16 protein-coding genes and 1 pseudogene are annotated in these 22338 nt (G+C 41.8%); 13 read left to right on the top strand and 4 right to left on the bottom strand.

What is annotated here, in order from left to right:
- Positions 1-93 precede the first annotated feature (93 nt).
- The 5 genes from ABV001_RS08880 to ABV001_RS08860 all read left to right on the top strand — a co-directional run bounded on the left by ABV001_RS08880 (position 94) and on the right by ABV001_RS08860 (position 7648).
- On the top strand, positions 94-1506 hold the full coding sequence (locus ABV001_RS08880; RefSeq protein ID WP_352422467.1) for a radical SAM protein: 1413 nt from the start codon (positions 94-96) through the stop codon (positions 1504-1506).
- A 441-nt stretch (positions 1507-1947) separates the two neighbouring features.
- Positions 1948-2133, top strand: coding sequence for a hypothetical protein (locus tag ABV001_RS08875; protein ID WP_352422466.1), 186 nt, complete (start codon positions 1948-1950; stop codon positions 2131-2133).
- Between the two features lie 241 nt (positions 2134-2374).
- A complete protein-coding gene (locus ABV001_RS08870) occupies positions 2375-3727 on the top strand; it encodes a radical SAM protein (protein ID WP_352422465.1) in 1353 nt (450 codons plus the stop codon).
- Positions 3728-3797: 70 nt separating this feature from the next.
- Positions 3798-6131 carry a TonB-dependent receptor domain-containing protein gene (locus ABV001_RS08865; RefSeq protein WP_352422464.1) on the top strand — a complete coding sequence of 778 codons (2334 nt, stop codon included), beginning with the start codon at positions 3798-3800 and terminating at the stop codon, positions 6129-6131.
- Positions 6132-6187: 56 nt separating this feature from the next.
- Positions 6188-7648, top strand: a complete 1461-nt coding sequence (locus tag ABV001_RS08860; RefSeq protein ID WP_352422463.1) for a radical SAM/SPASM domain-containing protein — start codon at positions 6188-6190, stop codon at positions 7646-7648.
- Between the two features lie 2 nt (positions 7649-7650).
- On the opposite strand, the pseudogene ABV001_RS08855 reads toward ABV001_RS08860, so the two are convergent.
- Positions 7651-7878 (bottom strand): annotated as a pseudogene (locus ABV001_RS08855) (Fe-S cluster assembly protein SufB); the annotation flags it as partial.
- 127 nt (positions 7879-8005) lie between these two features.
- On the opposite strand from ABV001_RS08855, the gene ABV001_RS08850 reads away from it, so the two are divergent.
- Entirely contained in the window at positions 8006-8575 is a 570-nt protein-coding gene (locus tag ABV001_RS08850) for a YceI family protein (protein ID WP_352422462.1), read from the top strand.
- 61 nt (positions 8576-8636) lie between these two features.
- Here ABV001_RS08850 and ABV001_RS08845 read toward each other — a convergent pair whose 3' ends face one another.
- The 3 genes from ABV001_RS08845 to ABV001_RS08835 form a co-directional block, all read right to left on the bottom strand.
- A complete protein-coding gene (locus tag ABV001_RS08845) occupies positions 8637-9488 on the bottom strand; it encodes a DUF3298 and DUF4163 domain-containing protein (protein ID WP_352422461.1) in 852 nt (283 codons plus the stop codon).
- 225 nt (positions 9489-9713) lie between these two features.
- The gene (locus ABV001_RS08840) at positions 9714-10793 is read right to left on the bottom strand and encodes a DUF4831 family protein (RefSeq protein WP_352422460.1); all 1080 of its coding nucleotides are present in this window, start codon (positions 10791-10793) and stop codon (positions 9714-9716) included.
- 201 nt (positions 10794-10994) lie between these two features.
- Entirely contained in the window at positions 10995-12014 is a 1020-nt protein-coding gene (locus tag ABV001_RS08835) for a phenylalanine--tRNA ligase subunit alpha (RefSeq protein WP_352422459.1), read from the bottom strand.
- A gap of 144 nt (positions 12015-12158) precedes the next feature.
- Here ABV001_RS08835 and tilS point away from each other — a divergent pair, with 144 nt between their 5' ends.
- The 7 genes from tilS (at position 12159) to secA (ending at position 22335) form a co-directional block, all read left to right on the top strand.
- On the top strand, positions 12159-13496 hold the full coding sequence (gene tilS, locus ABV001_RS08830; protein ID WP_352422458.1) for a tRNA lysidine(34) synthetase TilS: 1338 nt from the start codon (positions 12159-12161) through the stop codon (positions 13494-13496).
- A 140-nt stretch (positions 13497-13636) separates the two neighbouring features.
- Positions 13637-13774 (top strand): hypothetical protein, encoded by a 138-nt coding sequence (locus tag ABV001_RS08825; protein WP_323425770.1) that lies wholly within the window; start codon positions 13637-13639, stop codon positions 13772-13774.
- Between the two features lie 116 nt (positions 13775-13890).
- Entirely contained in the window at positions 13891-15162 is a 1272-nt protein-coding gene (gene serS / locus ABV001_RS08820; RefSeq protein WP_352422457.1) for a serine--tRNA ligase, read from the top strand.
- Between the two features lie 228 nt (positions 15163-15390).
- The gene (locus ABV001_RS08815; RefSeq protein WP_323425772.1) at positions 15391-15648 is read left to right on the top strand and encodes a type B 50S ribosomal protein L31; all 258 of its coding nucleotides are present in this window, start codon (positions 15391-15393) and stop codon (positions 15646-15648) included.
- Between the two features lie 218 nt (positions 15649-15866).
- Positions 15867-17174 carry a lipoprotein N-acyltransferase Lnb domain-containing protein gene (locus ABV001_RS08810; RefSeq protein ID WP_352422456.1) on the top strand — a complete coding sequence of 436 codons (1308 nt, stop codon included), beginning with the start codon at positions 15867-15869 and terminating at the stop codon, positions 17172-17174.
- Positions 17175-17200: 26 nt separating this feature from the next.
- Positions 17201-18790 carry an alkaline phosphatase family protein gene (locus ABV001_RS08805; protein ID WP_352422455.1) on the top strand — a complete coding sequence of 530 codons (1590 nt, stop codon included), beginning with the start codon at positions 17201-17203 and terminating at the stop codon, positions 18788-18790.
- Positions 18791-19029: 239 nt separating this feature from the next.
- On the top strand, positions 19030-22335 hold the full coding sequence (gene secA / locus ABV001_RS08800; RefSeq protein WP_352422454.1) for a preprotein translocase subunit SecA: 3306 nt from the start codon (positions 19030-19032) through the stop codon (positions 22333-22335).
- The last annotated feature ends 3 nt before the right edge of the window (positions 22336-22338 follow it).

The following is a 22338-nucleotide window of genomic DNA, read 5'->3' as shown; positions in this document are numbered from 1 at the left end:
ATCATTTAAATACGTATCCATATGAAAATCTACTTCAACTCCCAGTATGCTATCAGAAATGAAGAAAATTGCTCATATCTCGTAAAAAAGAATATGAAAGAGCCTCGTTTATCTAAAGAAGAATATGACAAGATTCTCCCAGTTACTCTTTTACCCCCGATTGTTGGATATCTAATAGATCGACTTGCCGGGAATGAGCTAAATGATGCAATTAATTCAATTCATATGGATCTTGATATCTCAAAGAATTCACTCTATGAATTTATTAGAAAGATCATAGACAATGAACATTTCCTGAGAATGAAATTTCAGTCAACGACGGTATTATTACCACCATATCTTCTTACTAAAAATTCAAATCACGGAAGGATCATTTCATTAACCGATTTTCATCCATTGGATAATTTTATTAAGAAAAGGCCGGCATTCCCGTTATTCATTAGCCTTATGATTACTTCAAAATGCCAAACCGATTGTGTATATTGTTATGCAGATAAATCACGCAAAGATGATCTGGACATAGAAACAATTTTAGGCGTAATCGATCAAGCATATACTGAGGGTGCACTCTACATGAATATAAGTGGAGGAGATATTTTTGCTATGAAAGAATGGAGAAAAGTCTTAAAAAAACTATATAAATGTAATTTACAACCATTTATATCAACAAAGATTCCTTTAAAGGAAGCAGATATTATATTTCTAAAAGAAACGGGAGTAGAGAGAATACAATTCTCCATTGACTCATTCCTTTCGGATGAGATTAATTTAATTGTGAGAAGAGATAAAGAATACCCTGAACAAGTAAAAAACACATTCTCCCTTTTAAAAAAATATGGGATTCTTCTGGAACTAAAATCCGTTATAACTAAATATAATTCTACTTTAAAAAGTGTCAGAAACACTCTTGAGATATTCGAGAACTTCAGCGATATTATTCAGAGTTGGAATATTACTCCTGCCTTCTACTCCGAATTTAAAGGTAATTACAGTAACTATCAAGCTACGGATAATGCCTTGGGTAATATATTAGAACTAATAGCTGGAGTAGAATCTCCCATTCCAGTTATTAAAAGAAATTTGGAAAACAAATTGCATATCTCTAAAATCCCTTATATGGATGATAATGATTTTGTTTGCAAAAACAGGAATTGTGTCGCAAATACTTATTCTATGGCCATAATGTCGAATGGCAAATCTACCCTTTGTGAAATGATGTATTATAATCAAAATTTCTATACAGGAGATATTAAAAATAGTACAATCAAAGAAATATGGAATTCAGATTTATCTCTCAAATTCTTTGCACCAAAGCAAAACGAAATAGTAAACACTGAAAATAATCCTTGCTTTACTTGTAAATTGTTTGAAAAGTGCAAAACTCAAAATTACAAAAAGATTTGTTATGTTGACGTCGTGAAGGTGTTTGGCCCACAAAGATATGATTACCCGGATCCTCATTGCCCGAAAGCCCCAACTCATAATCCCGAATTATTATTATATTAGATCGGTAGGACATAGGATTAGAGAGGGGATTTGTTCCTGTTGAATATTCACAACAGCTACATATAATGAATTATCCAATTACTCTTGTATAGAAATAAAATATTTAATTAAAGAACAAAAAGAAGGTGAAGATAATTTACAAGAAGACCTAACCAATTGAATATAGAAGAACTGACTAATATCCAAGGTGGGATTGATGATGATAATATCATACCTCGGTCTTGTGGACTTGGATGTTTTCAGGGAGCAGTATCTCCCCAGTGAGAGAAAAAGAATAATAATATTATCAATGAATATAGGTGATCACTATATATTAAGATAAATAAGACGTCAATTTATCAAACTCTGACAATCTTTTGAATAGAAAAAAGGATTGGTGGTTTTGCAAGTTAAAACAGCAAAATGTGAATTATTTATTAACAATTTAATTATTGAAAAATTATGAAAGAAGATGAAGTAAAAAAAACAGAAGATGCGAAAAAGGAAGAGGTCATTACAAATGACGAGGCACAAACTTTAGAAGGCGGTGTTGCAAATGTAGAATCTTCAGAGCCTGCAAGCACAATATCCGGAGACGGATATGCTGTTAAATGCTGTAACAAAGGAGAGCCCGTAGAAGTTAGTTGATGACAACCGTATTGATACAAAGACGATTAATCTATCAAAACATTTAAATAAAATATAGGATAGAGAGAAATAAAATTCTAAGTTACTTTCTATTTCTATCTTCTTGCCGTGTTATTAAAGATAGTAAACTTCGTCGATGATTATAACGATTATTTATGATTCAGGGTGCATAAGGAATTTGTCTGTATTAATTTTCAATGTGCACCCGAATCTAACCTCAAAAACAAATAAAAAGAAAGTTATGATAGATTTTCCAAAAATCACTCTTAATAGTAGATATATCCCTCGAATAGCACGTGGGGAAAAGAAATATCTATTAATAGATACAGTTGGACTTACAGAGTATTCACTTACATACCCTCTATTTTTCATATTAAATCAAATCAAATGTAATCCTATTTCCCTCAAAAATTTACAGATAGCATATGCAGAAAAGAAATTAGAATATCAATTCGATGATCTAATTGAAATAATAAAAGAAGACCAAATACCCAATTTGTTGGTTGAGTCTTCTACGAGTTCGTCAGAATCAAAAAATTTTTATCGGAATAAAAATCAAATAACGTCTCTCGCTGAATACAGTCCTGAAAGAGTTGATTTTTTTATTACAAAATATTGCAATCTCAAGTGCAAGCATTGTTTTGAAAGCTCATCTTTCGAATTAAGAAAACCTGCTCCAATTGATTTAGACTTGGCCAAGAAAGTATTTGAACAGATGGACTACATGAGCGTTAGTCAGCTCAAGATTACCGGTGGAGAAGTACTCACAATTCCAAACTTCATGGAAATATTAGAATTATCTCTAAAATTCCGTTTTCAAGTGATGATTTTAACAAACGGTATTCTATTGAATGACAAACTGATAGAAAAACTTAGAGCTAAAAATGTTTTGATAGGTCTTTCTTTAGATGGTGTTGACAAAGAAACTCATGAAGGACTAAGAGGAAGAGGAAGTTTCAAACGCCTGGATATAAATCTCAAAAAATTAAAAGAAGCTGGAATTAAATACTCCTTAACCACATCGGTTAATTCAATGAATTACAAACAAATAGAGGAGATAACTGAAAAAGCATTTAATACTTATGGTGCAGCGAATATCACATTTAGCTATGTTAGATCAATGGGAAGAGCCGCAGAAAATAAGTTTTTGTTTATAGATCCCGGAAAAGAAGATGAAATTAGGAGTAAAGTAGAAAACTTGGGCAGAGTTTTTGGAAATGACAAAGTGATATATTCAAATGATACCAATCTGACTAAAGAGGAAAGTAGCAGTAATACTATATCTTGTGCTGCAGGAACAAGTATCATGGCTATGGATTCTGATTTTAATGTTTATCCATGTATTTATGGTATTGGGATAAGAGATCTCTATATAGGATCATTGAAGAATGAGACTTTAGAAGACATATGGTACTCTGATAAGTTTGATATTTATAGAGGAAAATTAAAGTTAGAAAATTTACCAGAATGTTATAGTTGTACTTACAACAAGAAATGCTGTCTTAGAAACTGTAGAATTAAACCTGTATTCGATGGTATGAGTTTTTATGATCCTGTGTCATACTGTTTTAAAAATCAAATAATTAATAGCTAATATAAGCCTTCAAACTTTATCCAAACTATATAAAAAGTAGTGCAAATACGAAAAATAAAAAAATAAAATTATGAAGACAAAAATTATATCAACAATCCTATTACTCAACGTTTTCGTATTTACTATGAAAGCAACAACTTCAGTACAAGGTAGAATTATTGAAGAATCAACTAATTTACCCATGGAGTATACCAATATATTGTTATTATCTATACCTGATTCCGCTTTTGTTACCGGCACTACCAGTGATGAAAATGGATTGTTTCAATTCAATAATTTAAACAATGGAAAGTATGTACTGAAAATATCTTATATAGGGTTCGAACCTAAGCTTATTCCTATAGTCATATCATCTGAACCTCTTGAATTAGGAAGTATAAAATTAGAAGAATCAAATATATTGAGTGAGGTGATCATTACATCTAAAATCCCTCCATTTCAAGCCGGAATAAATGGAGGGATCGTAGCTAACGTATCAACCACTTTGTTAAGCAGTGTGGGAACAGCAAGTGATGTATTACAGCGGATGCCGGGCGTTATATCTGACAATGGGAAATTGTCAGTATTTGGGAAGGGGGCTCCCATTGTATACATCAACAACCGCAAAGTACAGGATGCGTCGGAATTGGAGCGGATTGAATCGTCGGAAATATCCACAGTGGAACTGATTACCAATCCCGGTGCAAAATATGATGCCGAAGGCCGTGCCGTGCTTTTGATCAAAACAAAAAGTCGGACAAACGGTTTTTCAACCCAGGTGACCGAACGTCTCAGGATAGGGAAATATTTAGGCGACAATGAAAACATCAGCGCCGCCTATACCACGGGCGGACTGAACCTGTTTGCAACCTATTACCATAACTATAGTAAGCGGGAATCGACCGAAGATCATTATTTCACATTAGAGAATGAGGAGGGCGTATGGAAATACAATACACTATTGCCCGACTATGTGTATTCCAACAATTCACAGCAAATTTCCGCCGGGTTTGATTATTCCATGAATGACATACACTCTGTCGGCGGGCAATATCAATTTTATACAAGTGACTATAAGGATACGATGCCAATCTATACTACCACGGATTTGAATGATGACCGGTACGAAACTTCACAGGCACAAACTTCTTCGAAAAACGACGGCTATCGACATTTAGTGAATGCGTTCTACAACGGCGATTTAAGCGACAGGTTTTCGCTCCGTCTTGATTTTGACTACCTGAAAAATCACGATGAAGGGAAGCAGCAGTCCAATGAGATCATCAATGATTCGGACACAAGGATAGTGGATATTTTCAATCAGACCGATTACGATCTGTACGCAGGCAAATTGACGAACAGTTGGAAATCGGGGTTCGGGCTTGTTGAATTTGGTGCGGAATACAATTACATCTCCGGCGACGGTTTCGTGCGCAGCAACGGCAGTACGGACAATACAGAATTTACCAACAAGGAGCAAAAAACGGCCGGCTTTGCCAGTTACTCGCACACGTTATGGAACGTTAACGTAGTTGCGGGTTTGCGTTACGAGTTTACCTCGGAACAGTTTACCGAAGGCGAAGAAAAGACAGAGATCATCGACCGCTCATACAGTGACTGGTATCCGAATCTCTCGGTTTCGGGTGCGTTGGGAGATGTGAATTTGAGCTTTGCGTTCAATAAAAGGACACGACGCCCCAGTTTCTCTCAACTTAACGGCAACGTGGTTTACATTAACCGCTTTGTTTTTCAAAGAGGCGATCCCTATTTAAAGAAATCCAATATTTATGACTTGAATCTGCAAGCGACACTGAAAGCTTTCACCATAAGTGGCGGTTATGCGTACACAAAAAACCCCGTTTTATTCTTTCTTACGGAACAGGAAAACAACGCCAACTCAATTCTATCCACGTATGCCAATTTTCCGAAATACCGGGAACTGTATGCCACGTTTAACTGGAACACCAGGATTGCCTTTTGGCAACCGAATTATTCGATTAGCGCGGCTCAACCGTTTTTTTCAGCAAATTACAACGGGCAAATGATTGATTACGACAAGTTCAACTACAATTTCCGGGCATATAACGATTTTACGTTACCCGCAGGTTGGGTGCTGTCATGCAATTTTATGCATTGGAGCGACCGTCAGGACGCCTTCTTTGAATTAGTTAGTTATCAGCGTCTTGATTTAGGTGTCCGCAAATCATTTCTTAATAATTCGTTACGGATGAACCTGATGGTATATGATATTTTCAATGGTGTAAAACTTGAAAATCAAATGAAAATTAATAATCTGGATTGGTTTTCAAATCAAAAGTTCGAATCTCGCTATGCCTCTCTTTCGATTACATATTTATTCAACAATTACAGAAAGAAATATAGAGGTAGCAGCGCTGCTCAAGACGATATTAACCGATTTAATTAGTAGTATCCATGCTATATAATGAAAATGAAGTCTACATCCTCAACCCGGCTTATGTGATGAGAAACGATTCACGCCGGGTTGTCATTTTTTCCGGATTAGAACGAAATCATTTAAGCGCAAGGAATTGGGAGAGTTATATCCTCCCTTTACATGCAAAACTGTTCAGCTTTTTCACTTTTGACAGGCCATTAAATGTTACCATCACCTTATTGAGCCAATATTTGAAACGCGATATTGAGGCTATAAAAAGAATCATTTTTCCTTTTATCGAGAATCCTTTGTCAGTATACACAAAATATAAAGATAAAAAGGTATTCATACCTAAAAATGTAATTATAAATAGAAACCAAATAGAGGGGGAAGTCAATTACTTGAATTTAAAACCAGATCATTTTAACTGTCATCAGATTGATATAGTATCACGGCGGTTGTTCACAGCCCCATCATTACTTACGATCATGCTGAACAATACATGCGCAGCCGATTGTGTGTATTGTTACGCAGATACGAAAACTAAAATTCAAAAAAGATTGAAGACTTCCCGTATCATGGAGTTAATTGAAGAGGCCCATGCAATGCAAGTGAGGGCCGTCAACCTCTTGGGAGGTGAAATATTCCTTCACCCTGATTGGTCCATCATACTAAAAAAATTAGTGGACTTGAACATGCCTCCAGAATACATTTCAACCAAATATCCAATCAATGCTGATATCATTGATGCCATCAAAAGAACAGGATATAATAATCCTATTCAAGTATCATTAGACACTTACTCAGCTGACATATTGAAAAGAACGTTATCAGTAAGGACCAGATACCTTTCCCAAATCATAAATGGAATCGAACTGTTAGATAAAAGCGGGCTAAAATACAGGATTGCGTCTGTACTGACAACCCATAATACGAATATCGAAAATTTTGAAAATCTTTTTCGCTTCATATCGAATTTGAAAAATATCAAGGACTGGCGTATAACTCCTGCCGTGAATTCAATCAAAGTAGAATATGAACGTTTTAGAAAACTCAAACCAACCAAGGATGCAATAGAATCTTTGTACGAATTTATAGAAAGGAATATAATCCCTTTTGTTGATTTTTCCATATTGCTGAACCGTATTGTACTTAACAGGGAATTTTATTACTGTAGAACCGGCAGCAATGACTTCAAAGGGGAGAGGTGTTCGGCATTGAATAATCACCTGTTTATTTTACCGGATGGGAAGGCAACCATTTGTGAACAGTTATATTGGCATCCACAATTTTTGATCGGAGATGTTTCAACGGATAGTATTTCGAAAGTCTGGACCTCGCGCGACGCTTTTAGATTGCTGACATTAAAAAGGGACGACATTCAAGAAAATAGTTCATGCAAAGAATGTCAACTTTTTGATGAATGTTTTTCCAACAATAACCGCTGTTGGGTTGATATTATCAAAGTGTATGGAAAAGAAAACTGGGATTACCCTGATCCTCGTTGTTTCTATGCTCCCCCAATGATCAATAATTTAGGATTCTAATATAATACGGCATCTACCGCTACTCCCGTAAGTTGTTTCTGTTCTTCGAGAGGAATACCCAACCGCTCAAAAGTCTTCAACAATTCCGGATCTACTTCGTCTAAGCTTTTCGGGCTCTTCTTCTTTGTAGGATCGGCATAGTAGATGATATCCTGATAATCGATCTCGGGAATTTTCAGGTGCGGCCAATCCGGCATTTCCATCGTCAACCAATGCCGATAAGGTGATATCTCAATTAATTTGAACAATCATTGCTTTCAGAATGTTAAATTAGCACATAAATGAATGAATGTGATGATTTATTATTGTGCAAATCATCAAATCAACAAATCAGTAAATCGACAAATCAATAATCTTATGAAAAGAGGAGCATTTTTCTTAATTATCTTTACCGCCTGCTTCGGCCTAATGGCGCAATCTAATTATAAAGTGGATCCGGCGCACGCTTCAGTGAACTTTAAGGTGAAACATAATGGTATTACATTTGTACAGGGGCGGTTCGATAAATTCGACGGTGCCATTATTGGTAGTCCGCAACAGTTGGAATCGGCAAGGGTCTTTTTCAATATAGAGGCAGAAAGTATCAATACGGGTATAGCCATGCGCGACGATCATTTACGAAGCGCTGATTTTTTTGAAGTGAAACGGTTTCCGACCATGTCGTTCGAAAGTACGAATGTCGAAAAGGTGGAAGACGACAAGTACAAATTACATGGCAAGCTCCAGATCAAGGATGTTACCAAAGATGTCACTTTTGACGTGGTATACGGTGGTACGGTGAAAGGAAAAGACGGTTCGGAAGTGACAGGATTTATTGCCACGAACAAGATCGACCGCTTGGATTACAAGATTGCTTTCGATCCTGAAGGGACAGGGATTGGAAAAGACGTTTTTATTACTCTTTTCCTGGAATTCAAAAATAATTAAGTAGCTGCACGAAAAAAGCCGGCATTACGTCGGCTTTTTTCGATTTTAATTTGCACTATTTCTATTTCTTTAAATACTTTGAAATAACACCATCTGGTAATAAGATATCCGACAATTCTGTATAAGGTACCGATACATCAATGATCCCCATGGCAAAAGGAGCGATCTCATACTGGTTATAGGAGTAATGGATATTTTCTCCGTCGAGCCAGAAGTTGTTATTAGGTACAATATCTTCAATGGTGAAGAATCCTCTCATAAGAAGGGAGTCAGGAACCGGCGCATCGTAATTTTTCATCAACTGGGCCACAATTTTTTCTGTAAGTGGCTTAAAATATCCCGGTACGAACAGATCCTCTTCCGAAAGGGTAACTAACCCGTTCAGGTCGATATTGGTATAGGTGATCCGGGAGGAGCCGTGCGCACCTCCCTCATAATCGCTGTACTCCACGGCATAACTCAACAGGGAATCGTTCCGGTATAATATTTTATTGCTGTTATTCATGATATACCAGTACCATGAAGGCATTTTTCCTTCTAAGCGGGTTTTGTCTTCATAATAATAGTTCGACAATGATTGATACCGTTCCGTATATTCTTTAAGATATTGATCCACGGCTTCCTGGGGGAGGAGGGCATCATAATTACTATCCCCAAAGAATGTTCCCTGGAATATCTGTTGTAAGCGCGCCAGGCTTTCGCTATCCCGGAATTTTACAGGATAGGTAAAAGACACATTTACATCGGCATAGGGCAGGGTAGTATCGTTTTCTTGCAAAAGCGGAATATGCCGCGACACCACAATGCTGTCAAAATCTATTCTGGATGATTTTGCTCCTCTTCTTTCGTTGCACGAGACCAGCATGATTCCCGTCAGGAGGATAAGGATTGAAAATTTAGTTGTGATTTGCATACTGTTATCGATTATCATATTGATATTTACTATATTGGCACTGCCTGTCCCGATTTATCGGGATTATTCCCATTGACACATTATTCCCATTGGCACATTAGTCACACATCATCACTTAATCACTTAGGCACTTAACCACTTAACCACTTTAGGCACATCGTCACATTTAACTACACTTCTGTTAACTCTGTTGATTCTGACGAATTCCGTTGAACGTTGTTTGTGCTATTGAATTATCTGCCTGATGGCACCCAATTCCGGATAGAAGTACACTTTGATCGGCTGTTTGCCATTATCGAACATCCTCCTTACAAGGACATCCTGTGAGCCGTACTGTGCTACATCCACCTCTTTGTTTGCCAACGTCCTGTTTTTGAATTCAACGCTCAATGCGGCTTTACCCGGAACATTGTATACAATCCCGTCACTGAGTTTATTTTCCAATCGTTTCAAATCGCGGTCGGACAGTTGCATCTCTACTTTTGGTGTTTTATTCACCAGTGACAGGTAGATGGGTTCTCCGGCAAGGTTATCGGCATCCACGGTACCCAATTTTTCTGAGAAACGGCCAATTACCCTGCGATCGATGTCACTCTCATCGGGAATAACCGTGTAGCTGTGAGTAAAGTACTCGGTCTGTTCGGTCCCGGCAAAAAGCTCCGTCAGCGCTTTCTCCTGCAGGTTGATTTCCTCCATTACCACCTTATAAGCATTTCCGTCGGGAGGCATGTTCTCTGCTTCGCCGGCCAATATATCTGTTCTGCTGCTTCGCAACCCGAATATCTGCCTGGCTACCAATTCTGCCTGTCTGGCAGTAGATCCGGCCATAAGTGTCTCCTGGGACAAGTAATTCCGTGGATTGACAGAAGGTGCTGTCCCCTGGGGAATTTTTAATTCCTGAAGTACTTCGGGTTCCGGATTTGCATTGATACTGACAATTATTCCGTCTTCCCGGAGGTAGACGAATGGTTCTGATGCTTTGGGCCGGAATGCTACCATAAAAGAGTTATTCTTGTCGGGTATACCCTTATTTATTATCGAGATATCTTCCAGTGTATATACGGTTTTATCCTCAGTGACAGGTTTTTCTATACCCAGGTAGCGTTGCGCATAAGGATAAAATTCTCCTTTCCGGAAAGTTGATTTCTTTACTAACAACGTTATTTCGAACGATGTCTTGGGCAATGAATAAATGACACCATAGTCATTGGCCTTGGTGGCGTTTACCCGTGTCGTCTTCTGCGCCGATGCTCCGACGGTGATAGTAAGGATAAGTGCCGGGACTATATATTTTACTTTCATCATAATTCGATTGTAATTCGGTTGTTATTCGATTGTTATTCAGTTGTAATTCGGTTGTTATTCGATTGTTATTCAGTTGTAATTCGGTTGTTATTCAGTTGTTATTCGGTTGTTGGTGGTTGCATTATCCCGCAAAGCGGGAAATAACAGCGAAGCGAATAACGTGCGAAGCACAAATAACAATTGAATAACGCGAAGCACATATTAGTGGGCTGATTGGAATTGTTCCAAAAAGCGGACGTCATTTTCAGAAAACATCCTCAGATCTTTTACCTGGTATTTGAGATTGGTAATACGTTCAATTCCCATTCCCAATGCATAACCGGAATAGACCTTGCTATCGATACCGCAATTTTCCAATACATTCGGATCTACCATGCCGCATCCCAGAATCTCCACCCATCCGGTATGTTTACAGAAAGGACACCCTTTCCCGCCACAGATATTACAGGAGATATCCATTTCTGCACTGGGTTCGGTAAAGGGGAAGTAGGAAGGCCGCAGCCGTATTTTTGTTTGTTCGCCGAACATTTCCCTGGCAAAGAAAAGTAATGCCTGTTTCAAATCGGCAAACGACACATCCTTGTCAATATAAAGCGCTTCTACCTGATGGAAAAAGCAATGGGCACGGTAAGAGATCGCCTCGTTCCTATACACACGTCCCGGACAGATGATCCGGATCGGGGGATCGGTTTTTTCCATTACACGTGTCTGTACCGAAGAGGTATGCGTGCGTAATACGACCTGCGGGTCGCTTTGGATAAAAAAGGTGTCCTGCATGTCGCGCGCAGGATGGTCATCCGCGAAATTCAACGATGAAAATACATGCCAGTCGTCCTCCACCTCCGGTCCTTCGGCAATGGAGAAGCCGAGCCGTTTGAAGATATCACAAATCTCTTCTTTGACGATTGAAAGAGGATGGCGTGTACCCAATGGTATGGGATAAGCGGTACGCGACAGGTCCATATCACTCCGGGTATCAGTGCTGTTTTCGAACTGCTTCTTCAATAATTCAATTTTTTCGGACGCTTTCTGTTTCAGTTCATTCAGCCGCATACCCACTTCACGCTTTTGTTCAGGTGGAACAGTGCGGAAATCATCCATCAGGGAAGATATACTTCCTTTTTTACTAAGGTATTTTATGCGTGCTGCTTCTACCTTTTCCGGGGCGGAGACCGTCAATTGCTCAATTTCGGAGAGGAGAGCCTCTATCTTTTCTATCATTGTCATTGAATCTTTATAAAACTATACAGCGCAAAAATAGTGATTTTATTGCTATTTATTCCGGTTTTTGGGTAAAGATTTGTTTGAAACCACAGTAGTGTAAAGGTTAAATTCGTACTTTTGCCGGATAAAGCATTTTCGGAAATGATCGAAAGGATACGCGGATTCATAGAAAAAGAGAAACTATTGACGCCTGGTGCTTCAGTCATCGTGGGATTGAGTGGGGGTATGGATTCTATGGCGCTGCTCGATCTGCTTACGTTGTTGGGGTACCAGTGTGTGGCGGCACATTGCAATTTCCATTTGCGTGGTGAAGAATCAAACCGTGATGCCGCATTTGTAAAAAAGTGGTGTAAAGCCATCGACATCCCTTTCACGTCTGTTGACTTCGATACTACCCAATATGCGGCAGACAGGAAGATATCCATTGAAATGGCGGCGCGAGAGTTGCGCTATGACTGGTTTGAAATTGTCCGCCGGCAGTATGATGCCGAAGCTGTTGCCGTAGCCCATCACAAGGACGATTCCATAGAAACTGTGCTGCTTAACCTGATCCGGGGCACCGGCATCCGGGGATTGGCAGGCATCATGCCGAGGAACAAACAGGTGGTACGCCCTCTCTTATGCGTGACACGTGCCGGGATTGAGGAGTATATCGCTCAACGGGATATACCTTATGTGTTTGACAGTACTAACGATGAAACTATTTTCCTGCGGAATTCGCTCCGGTTGAATATCATTCCTCAATTGGAAAAATTAAACCCTTCGGTGAAAGAAGCCATTTGGCGCACTTCCCGTAATCTCTCTGAAGCGGAGAAGGTTTACAGTGCTTCTATACGGAAAGCAGTTGGGGAGCTGTACCGGGAGGATACAATTGATATTGCAAAACTTCGGAAGACGGCCTCACCCCTGTCGGTGCTGTTTGAAATTCTCTCTCCGCTTGGTTTCGGGGCGTCGGTGATCGAGGATGCTTACCTTGGTATGGAGGGTGTTTCAGGAAAAGTCTTCTACTCGAAATCTTACCGTCTGATCAAAGATCGTGACTTTTTCATCCTCGACCGGATAGACGGTAATGAATCGCACGGAGAACTTATCTATATCAATCCGGAGACAGAAGAGGTTACCGGGCCGCTTCACCTGATGATCCGGCGGGAAAAGATGCCTCTTTCCATAGAGAAAGACAATCGGTTTTTGTATGCAGATATGCGTAGGTTGACATTTCCGCTTACATTGAGGAGATGGAAAGAAGGCGACTGGTTCATCCCTTTCGGCATGAAGGGCAGGAAGAAAGTAAGTGATTATTTCACCGACAGGAAATACAATCTGAAGGAGAAAGAAAACGCATGGCTGCTGCTTTCCCGAGATGATATCGTCTGGATTGTAGGGGAACGTCCCGATGACCGCTATAAAATAACGGAAGGGAGCACGGACGTTTTTATCATTGAAGTGATAGATAATGACCCTACAATAAAGAAAAAGTGAAAATTTTTCAGAATTGATGCAACCTTTTTCGCTTTTTTGCATCTATATTAAAGAGTAAAGAGTAAAGATTTGGAATTTGATAGTTTTTTCACTTAATCACTTAGGCACTTAATCACTTAGGCACTTAATATATAATCAATATGAGGGACAATACAATCAAAGACTTATTGGTAGTGGGATTTTTCATCGGCTTCGCCTATTATGTATCCCGCTATTATCAACAAAAAAAACAAAAAGAGAGGGAATTACGGGAAAGCCTCCATTTCCAGTTGTTTTAAGGTTTTCTTTTAGATGTCATCTTTTCGGAAATCTCTTTGGCACCTGAATTAAATTTTATTCCGGTAAGTTTTCGATGCCGGAATTTTTGTACCTTTGCGGGTCAATCAACAGTTTTATGCTTACACTCAGAATAATCAACGAAAACCCGGAAAAGGTTATACGGCAGCTATCGAAAAAACATTTCGATGGCAGGGAGATCATCGGTCAGATTATCGATCTGGATAATACAAGACGCAAGACACAGACTCAACTCGACGCTATCCTTGGCGAGATCAATACTATATCCAAGTCTATCGGCCAGCTTATGAAAGAGGGAAACAGGGAAGAAGCAGATGCAGCACGTGAAAAAGTGCGATTGCTGAAAGAGACCTCCGGAGAGCTGGGTGAAACGCTGAAAGAAGCAGAGCAAAAAATAGAGGCTTTGTTGGTCACTATTCCTAACTTGCCGCACGATTCTGTGCCGGAGGGGCGGACAGCCGAAGACAATCTGGTTGAACGGAGTGGGGGAGATATTCCGTCGCTCGATGATAATGCCCTTCCGCATTGGGAGTTGGCTAAAAAATATGACCTGATCGATTTTGAATTGGGGGTAAAAATTACCGGAGCCGGTTTTCCGGTGTATAAGGGAAGGGGTGCACGGTTTCAACGCGCTTTGATCAACTTTTTTCTGGACAGTGCACGCGATGCGGGATTCACCGAAGTCCAGCCTCCTTATCTGGTCAACAGTGATTCCGGCTTTGGCACGGGGCAGTTGCCCGACAAGGAAGGACAGATGTACCACGTGGGATTGGACGACCTTTATCTTATCCCTACTGCAGAGGTACCCGTTACCAATATCTACCGTGATGTGATCCTCGATGAAAAAGAACTCCCCGTCAGGAATACCGCCTATTCAGCCTGTTTCCGTCGGGAAGCGGGCTCCTATGGAAAAGATGTGCGTGGGTTAAACCGTTTGCATCAGTTTGATAAAGTGGAGATCGTCTGTATCGACAAACCGGAAAATTCCTATGAACGCCTCGACGAGATGGTACGGTATGTACAGACACTGGTCGAAAAACTCGAACTTCCCTGGCGTATCCTGCGCCTTTGTGGAGGAGATATCAGTTTTACTTCGGCGTTGACTTTCGATTTCGAAGTGTATTCCACCGCCCAGAAGCGCTGGTTGGAAGTGAGTTCGGTATCCAATTTCGAGAGTTACCAGGCCAACCGGTTAAAATGCCGCTACCGGAATGCAGAACGTAAGACCGAACTTTGTCATACACTCAATGGCAGTGCCCTGGCCCTGCCGCGTATCATGGCTGCATTGCTGGAAAATAACCAGACACCGGAAGGTATACGGATTCCGGCGCCATTGGTACCGTACTGTGGGTTTGACCTGATCGATTGAGGATCGGCGAACAGTGTAAGTTGCCGGTACTGTTTATACGAAGGGAATGCTTCTGAAAGAAAAAGAGTGGTATTTATTTTTTTATTTTAAATGATTGTCCTATCTTTGCACACCGAAAATTGAGAATATTCAAACAGCAGGATCAATGGAGTTTGTTCAAGGTCATCAGAGGACTGGTTACAAGTTGATGATCGGTGGCTTCAGAGACCGGAAAAAATAAAAATCAATATGAAGAAAGAGATTCATCCCAACAATTACCGTCCGGTAGTTTTCAAAGATATGTCGAATGAAGAGATTTTCATTTCACGATCTACGATTAACGCAAAAGAAACTATCGAAATAGACGGTGTTACCTATCCGTTGGTAAAACTTGAGATTACCAGTTCTTCACATCCGTTCTATACCGGAAAACAAAAACTGGTAGATACGGCTGGACGGGTTGACAAGTTCATGAGCCGTTACGGAAACCGTAACAAACACAAATAAATCCGGTATCCACAGGATTACACCGGTATTGAAAGGGTTAATAAAGTAACAATAGCGGCGGTCTGATAGGGATCGCCGCTATTGTTATATAAGTCATGGTTTGATTTTATGCAAAATTGTGTACTTTTGTATTATCCGACAGGGTATATCCAATAAAACCTCGAAGTTTTACGCTGAGGGAGAATGCCCGGGCTTACCAATAAACAAGTAGAGAGCCAATGAAACGAATTATCGAATCATTTTTATTAAAAACGGAGCTTCATACTTTTATTCGGCAAAAGAAGATTTTACTACTTCCGCTCATCATACTGTTCTGCCTTCCGTTACCGGCCCAGGTGCAATTAAATGACAATGCGAAGATAAGCCTTCTGACTGCTTCACCCTGGTATGGAGCCATATATGCTTTCTTTGGACATACCGCCATTCGTGTACAGGATGACTCTACCGGTGTGGATGTGGTTTTTAATTATGGCTATTTTGATTCGTCTCGACCCCATTTCATATATAACTTTATACGCGGGAAGACCGATTATGTCGTGGGTGATACCTCTTTTGAGGCATTCCTGAGTGAATATGAATACTGTGGGCGACAGGTGGTTGAGCAGGAACTGAATTTCTCGTCCGCCGAAAAGCAACAATTGTACGATGCGCTAACCATCAATGCCTTACCCGAAAACAGGAGTTACCGCTATAATTATTTTTATGATAATTGCTCCACCCGTCCCCGTGACATGATGGAAAAGTACACGGACGGCATCATCCAATATCCTGTAACTGCCGCGGACCAGTCTTATCGCGACCTGGTGCATGAATGTGTGGATGGTTATCCCTGGTATCGGTTTGGTATCGACTTGCTGATAGGCAGTCCTGCCGACAGCACTATCGATGTAAGGGCAAAAATGTTTATCCCGGGCTATTTGATGCGTTCTTTTGAGGAGGCTGCCATTCAGAGAGGCGACACGTTGAATGTTCCCTTGGTAAAAAATAGTAAAATTCTATTGCCGCTTGATACAGAGAAAAATAGCAGAAGCGAAGGAGGTATTTTTACGCCTATTATTACGGCATTCGCGTTATTGCTCCTTACCATAATCGTCTCGCTCATTCAGGTTGCCAAACTGAACACGACAAGCTTAACCAGATTTTATGATACCCTGTTGTTTGCGATTGCCGGACTGGCAGGAATAATCCTCCTGGTATTGATGTACTTTTCAGAGCATCCTGCCACCAATCCCAACTGGAATTTTGTCTGGTTGAATCCTTTTGCGTTGATCGCAGCTTCTTTCTTCTGGATGAAATCGGCAAATAAAGCGGTTTATTTCTATCATTTTATTAACTTTGCACTCTTAACGCTTTTCCTCTTGTTATGGTGGTTGATTCCACAGCAATTGCCCCTGGCAACAATCCCATTTTCAATGAGTTTATGGTTCAGGTCGGGGACAAATATTTATATGTTGAGGAAAAAGAGGTTAAAAAACAAACAGTTCACCACGAGTAAACACCTGAAAGCAGGGTGGGGTGGATTGTAGATCAGGTAAATGACAGAAATACGGGCATGACTAGAATATTATCTTCACTGGTTGCTTTTTTTTCAATCACTTCGCTTTTTGCGCAAACACCCGCGGGAGAGATCCCGAAATTGGTGGTGGGTATTACCATCGACCAGTTCCGGGGTGATTACCTGGAGATGTTCAGGCATAAATTCGGAAACAAGGGATTCAACAGGTTATTGAATGGCGGGCTTGTGTACAGTAATGTATACTACAATTTTCCCAATCTGAATAAAGCATCTTCCATTGCGACTATCTTTACCGGCGCCAATCCTTCCTATCATGGAATTATGGCAGAGAAGAGGTATTTGATAGAGTCAAACCGTGAAATATCCTCTTTCTTCGACGATAACTATCTGGGCAATTTCACTACCGAAAAGCTTTCTCCTCTTCCTATCAAGGTTTCTACCATTGCTGATGAATTGAAAATCGCTTCAGGGGGCCAGTCGGACATCTTTGCCTTTGCCCCCGACGCATCCCAGGCATTCGCTTCCGGCGGGCATGCTGCCAGTGGCGCTTTCTGGATCGAAGAGGAAAATGGAAAATGGGCAACCTCTACCTTTTACAAGGGGAAGCAACCAATTGTAGATCAGTATAATAGAAGCGGGCAGTCGCTCACCTATACCATCACCGGTACTTCATGGCGTCCGGCGATTGATGTGAACCGGTATGACGTTTTTCCGTATACCCGCAACAAGTATAATTTCCAGCACTTTTTCGTAACCGACAAGAAAGGAGATGTACGTCTGTTCAAGCAATCACCTTATATGAATAAAGAGGTGAATGATATGGCGGTCAGGTTCCTTGAAGCGGGAACTTTGGGCAAACGGATGAATCCCGACTTTCTGGCGCTTACCTTTTATGCCGGAAATTATGAAAAAGCACTTGATAAAAACTATTCAGTAGAGATTCAGGATACCTATTACCGTCTTGATCAGGAGCTGGAGAGGCTTCTTGATGCCATTGACGCTTCTGTGGGACTGAAAAATACACTCATTTTTGTGGTCTCTACCGGATATTTCGATGAACAGGAGACCATTCCCGACGGGATGGTGACATCCGGTGGTGATTTCTATCCCGAACGGAGCCAGGCGCTGCTCAATATGTATCTGATGGCGCTTTACGGCAGAGAGCAGTGGATCAGGAAATATTATGACAGACAATTTTTCTTCGACAGGAAATTGCTGGAAGACAAAAAGATCGATATAAGGGAATTCCAACAGAAAGCGGCGGAGTTCTTGGTGCAATCGGCCGGTATCCAGGATGTAATCACTTCGTACCAGATGCTGCATGGTGCCTACAACCAGGATGTGCAGTATTACAGAAACGGGTTTTATAAAGGTCAGTCAGGCGACCTTTTCCTCCGTTTACAGCCCGGTTGGCGGATAGTGGATCCACTGTCCGACCAAAATAATGTAAGAGTGCGGAACAATGCTGTGGTGGCACCGGTAATTTTCTTTGGGAATGATATCAAACCCCAGAAAATAGAACGGACAATTGAAGCTACCGAAATCGCTCCGAGCGTAGCGTACCGTTTGCGTATCCGTGCTCCCAATGCCGCTCAAGGAAATATTTTGGGGGAACTTTTTCGTTAAGCAATGAACAGAAATCAAGCTTGCTTGAGTTATGTCGTTGCGAGAAAAAGTCTGGCGATAGCCGAACTTTTTCGTTAAGCAACACGTGCAGAAAACAAACTTGTTTGTATTATGCCGAACGCAGAAAAAGTCTAACGAAGCCGAACTTTTTCAATAAATTAAAAACATACACAAATGGAGGTAGAAAAGTGGAAACTCGATTCAACCTCACAATAAATTGTAAAAAATATACCTAACTTATGGGATGGAATGATTTTATATCAAAAATAATAGGCAATAAGGCACAACGCGACCTGAACGAAATAAATCCTGTCGTGAAAAAGGTGAAAGAGACCTATGCCGAAATAGAGCAACTCTCACATGATGAGTTGCGTGCCAGGACGAAAGAACTTGAAAGGCGCATACAGGAATATGTCGCTGCCGAGAAGGCGCAGATTGAGGAACTTAAGGCTGGTATTGATGCGATTGATCTGGATAAACGTGAAACGGTCTGGAACCAGGTGGACAAACTGGAAAAAGAAGTGACCGAGAAGTATGGAAAGGTGCTCGACGAGGTGCTGCCGGAAGCGTTTTCCATCATGAAAGATACGGCCCGTCGTTTCGCGCAGAATCAGGAGATCGTGGTCACCGCGACCGATTTCGACAGGAACCTGGCGGCAACCCACGACTTTGTCCGTATCGAGGATGACAAGGCCATCTATCAAAACCATTGGATTGCCGGAGGAAACGAGATTACCTGGGACATGGTACATTATGATGTGCAGCTTTTCGGTGGGGTGGTATTACATCGTGGAAAAATTGCCGAGATGGCTACGGGAGAGGGTAAAACGCTGGTGGCGACACTGCCCGTCTTCCTGAATGCACTTACCCATGAAGGGGTGCATGTGGTGACCGTGAATGATTACCTGGCGAAACGTGACTCGGAATGGATGGGGCCCATGTATATGTTCCATGGTTTATCGGTGGACTGTATCGACAAGCATGAACCTAATTCCGATACACGTCGCAAGGCGTATGAATCGGATATCACTTTTGGCACCAATAACGAATTCGGTTTCGATTACCTGCGCGACAATATGGCGATCTCACCGAAAGACCTGGTGCAGCGCAAACATAATTACGCGATTGTGGATGAGGTGGACTCGGTATTGATCGATGATGCCCGTACCCCGCTCATTATCTCCGGGCCGGTACCCAAGGGTGACGACCAGTTATACGACCAGTTCCGCCCGAGGGTAGAAATGATCGTGAAGGTACAGCGCGAACTGACGACTCATCTGCTGGCCGAGGCAAAAGTGAAGATGGCCTCTTCCGATTCCAAGGAACAGGAAGAGGGTGCACTACTGCTTTTCCGTTCCTATAAAGGGATGCCTAAATATAAACCGCTTATCAAATTCCTCAGTGAGCAGGGAGTAAGGGCGGCAATGCTTAAGGTCGAAGCTTTTTATATGCAGGAGCAGATGCGCAATATGCATATTGTGACTGATCCTCTTTATTTTGTGATCGATGAAAAGCAAAACAGCATAGAGCTGACAGATAAAGGGATTGATCTCCTGACCGGGAAGTCGGACGATCCGAATTTCTTTATTCTGCCCGATATCGGGTCCGAAATGTCGGAACTGGAGAATGCTGAACTTTCGGAGGATGAGAAAGCGGCCAGGAAGGACGAACTGTTGCAGAACTATGCCGTGAAGTCGGAACGTGTGCATACTGTCAACCAGCTGCTGAAAGCGTATACCCTGTTCGAAAAAGATGATGAGTATGTGGTGATCGATAACAAAGTGAAGATCGTGGATGAACAGACCGGCCGTGTGATGGAAGGACGCCGGTACTCCGACGGCCTGCACCAGGCGATCGAAGCGAAAGAGCGGGTAAAAGTGGAAGCAGCCACCCAGACTTTTGCCACTATTACTTTGCAGAACTTTTTCAGGATGTACAGCAAGCTGGCCGGTATGACCGGTACGGCAGAAACCGAAGCGGGCGAATTCTGGGATATCTATAAACTCGACGTGGTGGTGATCCCTACCAATAAACCCATTGTTCGCGACGACCAGAATGACCGTATCTACAAGACCAAAAGGGAAAAATACACCGCGGTGATCGAAGAGGTGGTAAGCCTCACCGATAAAGGCCGTCCCGTCCTGGTAGGTACCACCTCTGTGGAGATTTCGGAATTGTTGAGCCGTATGCTTACCCTGCGCAAGATCAAACACAATGTATTGAATGCCAAGCTGCACCAGCGTGAGGCCGAGATCGTAGCCAATGCCGGGCAAAAGGGAATGGTGACCATCGCCACCAATATGGCGGGTCGTGGTACCGATATAAAGCTTGCTCCCGAAGTGCGTGAAGCTGGTGGTCTCGCCATCATCGGTACGGAACGGCATGAGTCCCGGCGTGTGGACCGTCAGTTAAGAGGACGTGCCGGACGCCAGGGAGATCCTGGGTCGAGCGTTTTCTTTGTTTCACTGGAAGACGATTTGATGCGTCTCTTTGCTACCGAGAGGATTGCCGGTCTCATGGACCGGATGGGATTCAAAGAGGGAGACGTATTGGAACACAATATGTTGAGTAAATCGGTAGAGCGCGCCCAAAAGAAGGTGGAGGAAAACAACTTCGGTATCCGTAAACGGTTGCTGGAGTACGACGACGTGATGAACTCCCAGCGTGAGGTGATTTACCGCCGCCGCCGTCATGCCCTGATGGGTGAACGTATCGATAACGATGTCGCCAACATGATCTCGGAGACCGCAAAGAATATTGTGGAGATGAACGAGGATAATTACGAAGGGATGAAACTCGATCTGCTTCGTGTGATGGCGCTCGATATCCCCTTCAAGGAAGAGGATATGAGGAAAATGAAACAGGACGATCAACTGGAAGATGTGACCACCCAGGCTTTTGAGACCTTTAAACGTAAAACGGGACGGCTTGCTGAAATTGCCCATCCGGTCATCAAACAGGTCTATGAGAACCAGGGAGCCATGTATGAAAATATCCTGATCCCCATTACCGACGGAAAAAGGGTATATAATATCTCCTGCAACCTGAAAGAAGCGTATGATACCGGGTCGAAAGCATTGGTGAAAGCTTTTGAAAAATCGATCTTGTTGCATACCATCGACGAGGACTGGAAAGAGCACCTCCGGGAAATGGATGAACTGCGCCAATCGGTGCAGAACGCCAGTTACGAGCAGAAAGACCCGTTACTGATTTATAAGCTGGAGTCGTTCAACCTCTTCAAGACGATGGTCGACGATATCAACTCCAAGTCAGTATCCATCCTGATGCGAGGCCAGATACCGGTGCAGGATCCGGGCAGTGTGCGGCGTGCTGCTCCCGAACAGAAAACCGATTACAGCAAGTACCGCACCCAGAAAGAGGATACGGACAGCATGCCGGGCGCGGGGGCCAATGGCGGAGGTCCCGGGCAGCCACAGAAGCAACCGCAGAAATTGGAGCCTATCCGCGTGGAGAAAAAAGTGGGAAGAAATGATCCCTGCCCCTGTGGAAGCGGAAAAAAATATAAAAATTGCCATGGCGTGTGAGCC

The sequence above is a fragment of the Proteiniphilum sp. genome, from assembly GCF_040307845.1.
Taxonomy (GTDB): domain Bacteria; phylum Bacteroidota; class Bacteroidia; order Bacteroidales; family Dysgonomonadaceae; genus Proteiniphilum.
Note: the sequence above shows the minus strand (reverse complement) of the source record. Positions and strands in the feature narration are given on the sequence as shown.

Bases quoted from the DNA above. Each gene is read 5' to 3' on its own strand.
- ABV001_RS08880 (WP_352422467.1), top strand. From the start codon at position 94: ATGAAAGAGCCTCGTTTATCTAAAGAAGAATATGACAAGATTCTCCCA.
- ABV001_RS08875 (WP_352422466.1), top strand. From the start codon at position 1,948: ATGAAAGAAGATGAAGTAAAAAAAACAGAAGATGCGAAAAAGGAAGAG.
- ABV001_RS08870 (WP_352422465.1), top strand. From the start codon at position 2,375: ATGATAGATTTTCCAAAAATCACTCTTAATAGTAGATATATCCCTCGA.
- ABV001_RS08865 (WP_352422464.1), top strand. From the start codon at position 3,798: ATGAAGACAAAAATTATATCAACAATCCTATTACTCAACGTTTTCGTA.
- ABV001_RS08860 (WP_352422463.1), top strand. From the start codon at position 6,188: ATGAGAAACGATTCACGCCGGGTTGTCATTTTTTCCGGATTAGAACGA.
- ABV001_RS08850 (WP_352422462.1), top strand. From the start codon at position 8,006: ATGAAAAGAGGAGCATTTTTCTTAATTATCTTTACCGCCTGCTTCGGC.
- ABV001_RS08845 (WP_352422461.1), bottom strand. From the start codon at position 9,488: ATGCAAATCACAACTAAATTTTCAATCCTTATCCTCCTGACGGGAATC.
- ABV001_RS08840 (WP_352422460.1), bottom strand. From the start codon at position 10,793: ATGATGAAAGTAAAATATATAGTCCCGGCACTTATCCTTACTATCACC.
- ABV001_RS08835 (WP_352422459.1), bottom strand. From the start codon at position 12,014: ATGATAGAAAAGATAGAGGCTCTCCTCTCCGAAATTGAGCAATTGACG.
- tilS (WP_352422458.1), top strand. From the start codon at position 12,159: ATGATCGAAAGGATACGCGGATTCATAGAAAAAGAGAAACTATTGACG.
- ABV001_RS08825 (WP_323425770.1), top strand. From the start codon at position 13,637: ATGAGGGACAATACAATCAAAGACTTATTGGTAGTGGGATTTTTCATC.
- serS (WP_352422457.1), top strand. From the start codon at position 13,891: ATGCTTACACTCAGAATAATCAACGAAAACCCGGAAAAGGTTATACGG.
- ABV001_RS08815 (WP_323425772.1), top strand. From the start codon at position 15,391: ATGAAGAAAGAGATTCATCCCAACAATTACCGTCCGGTAGTTTTCAAA.
- ABV001_RS08810 (WP_352422456.1), top strand. From the start codon at position 15,867: ATGAAACGAATTATCGAATCATTTTTATTAAAAACGGAGCTTCATACT.
- ABV001_RS08805 (WP_352422455.1), top strand. From the start codon at position 17,201: ATGACTAGAATATTATCTTCACTGGTTGCTTTTTTTTCAATCACTTCG.
- secA (WP_352422454.1), top strand. From the start codon at position 19,030: ATGGGATGGAATGATTTTATATCAAAAATAATAGGCAATAAGGCACAA.